1 protein-coding gene is annotated in these 600 nt (G+C 72.3%); it reads left to right on the forward strand.

The window, feature by feature from the left end:
* Positions 1-600: deoxyguanosinetriphosphate triphosphohydrolase (locus L6Q96_23415; GenBank protein MCK6557497.1), on the forward strand; the 600-nt coding region annotated here is incomplete at both ends.

Genomic DNA, 600 nt, shown 5'->3' on the forward strand with positions numbered 1-600 from the left:
TACCCGGGGTTCCCCGGCCTGAACCTCACCGCCGAGGTGCGGGAGTCCCTCCTGAAACACGGCGAGCGGCAGCTCTGCCTCGAGGCGCAGGTCGTCGACGCCGCGGACCGGATCGCCTACAACACGCACGACGTCGACGACGGGCTCACGTCGGGGATCCTCGACGAGGCAGCGCTGTCGGAAGTCGCGCTCTGGCGCGACGCGCTCGACGACGTGACCCGGCGATTCCCGGGCCTCGACCCGGCGCGGCGCCGGTACCACGTCGTCCGCTCGCTCATCGACCGCGCGGTGACGGACCTCCTCGACCGGTCGCGGGAGCGCCTCCTCGAGATGTCCCCCAAGGACCCCCTCGACGCCCAGCGCGGGGAGCGCCTCGTCGCGCCGTCGCACGCGATGGAGCGCCGGCAGATGGAGCTCTCCCGCTTCCTCTCCCGCCACTTCTACAACGACTACCGCGTGCGGCGCATGCGGCGGAAGGCGTCCGGGTTCATCCGGGAGATGTTCCTCGCGCTCTCCTCCGACACGGGGCTGCTCCCCCCCGCCGCGCAGGAGTGGGCGAAGGAACACGGGGCGCAGCGCGGCGTCTGCGACTACATCGCG

This window comes from Candidatus Binatia bacterium, from assembly GCA_023150935.1.
Classification (GTDB): Bacteria; Desulfobacterota; Binatia; order HRBIN30; family HRBIN30; genus JAKLJW01.